The 1193-nt window shown below is 73.1% G+C and carries 3 protein-coding genes; 1 reads left to right on the top strand and 2 read right to left on the bottom strand.

Translation table 11 applies throughout. The annotated features are described in order from the left end of the window. Positions 1–34: 34 nt before the first annotated feature. On the top strand, positions 35–268 hold the full coding sequence (locus tag I5I_RS00085; protein ID WP_036314717.1) for a MoaD/ThiS family protein: 234 nt from the start codon (positions 35–37) through the stop codon (positions 266–268). Between the two features lie 3 nt (positions 269–271). Here the strand turns inward: I5I_RS00085 and I5I_RS00090 are convergent, their stop codons facing one another. After that, a complete protein-coding gene (locus I5I_RS00090; protein WP_036314713.1) occupies positions 272–700 on the bottom strand; it encodes a molybdenum cofactor biosynthesis protein MoaE in 429 nt (142 codons plus the stop codon). Then, complete coding sequence (locus tag I5I_RS00095) at positions 700–1176, bottom strand: MogA/MoaB family molybdenum cofactor biosynthesis protein (RefSeq protein ID WP_036314715.1); 477 nt, start codon at positions 1174–1176, stop codon at positions 700–702. The genes I5I_RS00090 and I5I_RS00095 overlap by 1 nt, the downstream gene beginning before the upstream one ends. Between the last annotated feature and the right edge of the window lie 17 nt (positions 1177–1193).

A 1193-nucleotide genomic window follows, 5' to 3' on the forward strand; every position in this document is an offset into this window, starting at 1 on the left:
GGCGGCAGTCGGGCGACTGGGTGCGGGAGTCCTGATGCCGCGGGTCCGATACTTCGCCGCCGCCGTGGAGTTCGCCGGGCGTGCCGAGGAGGTGCGAGCCGAGACCGATCTCGACGACCTGCGCGCCGCCTGGGCGCGGGAGTACCCGGCGCTCGGACGCATCCTTCCCCGCTGCGCCGTGCTCGTCGACGGACGACGCACCGACACGTCGACAGTGTTGGGCGACGACACCCTGGTCGACGTGCTCCCGCCGTTCGCCGGCGGGTGAGCCTCAGCCGCCGATGCCCTTCCAGGCGGCGGCGCCGTCGGCCGTGAGCTGACGCTTCCATACCGGCAGTTCACGCTTGATCGCCTCGATGATGGCGCGGCACACCTCGAACGCCTCGGCGCGGTGAGGGGTGGACACCGCGATGACGACGGCGGCTTCGCCGACCTCTACACGTCCGACGCGATGGCTCACAGCGACGGTCGCACGCGTGTCGCCGATGGCGGTCAGCGCGATGTCGTGCAGCGTCGCCTCGGCATCCGGGTGCGAGGAGTATTCCAGCGCGACGACGGCCGTGTCGGCATCGGGGTCGTGATCGCGGACCGTGCCGATGAAGCTCGTGACAGCCCCCGCGCGGGGGTCGTCGACGGCGGCGAGGTGCGCGGCGGCATCCAGCGGTTCGTCGGTGATGCGGGCGATGCGAACGGCAGTCATCAGTGATCTCCTCCGTCGAGCTGATGCACCACGTGAGCGGCGACCGACAGGATGACGGGCATCCCGGAGGCCACGGCCGCAGGCGATCCGGGCAGGTTGACGATCAGGGCGCGCGCCGCGACCCCGGCACGACCGCGGGAGAGCATGCCGGCCGGCTTCTCGGCGACGCCGCGCCGGCGCAGCTCCTCGGAGATGCCGTCGATCGTGCGTTCGATGACGCGATCGGTGCCCTCGGGGGTCTCATCGCGGGCGGCGACACCGGTGCCCCCGGTGGTGACGATGAGACGCGCGCCGTCGTCGAGCGCGGCGCGCAGCGCCGTCTCGACGCTGTCGGCGCCGTCGGCGACGACCCGGGCGTCGGAGCATTCCCACCCCGCCTCGCGCAGCGCCGTGACGGCCAGCGGGCCCGCCGTGTCGGCACGCGCACCCGCAGCCGACCGATCCGAGACGGTGATCACGACGGCGAGGCTGCCCACGCCCCCACCCTACGCCC

The organism is Microbacterium sp. B24 (genome assembly GCF_000333415.1).
Taxonomy (GTDB): Bacteria; Actinomycetota; Actinomycetes; order Actinomycetales; family Microbacteriaceae; genus Microbacterium.

Excerpts from the sequence above, each read along its gene's own strand:
- I5I_RS00085 (WP_036314717.1), top strand. The coding sequence starts at position 35 with ATGCCGCGGGTCCGATACTTCGCCGCCGCCGTGGAGTTCGCCGGGCGT.
- I5I_RS00090 (WP_036314713.1), bottom strand. The coding sequence starts at position 700 with ATGACTGCCGTTCGCATCGCCCGCATCACCGACGAACCGCTGGATGCC.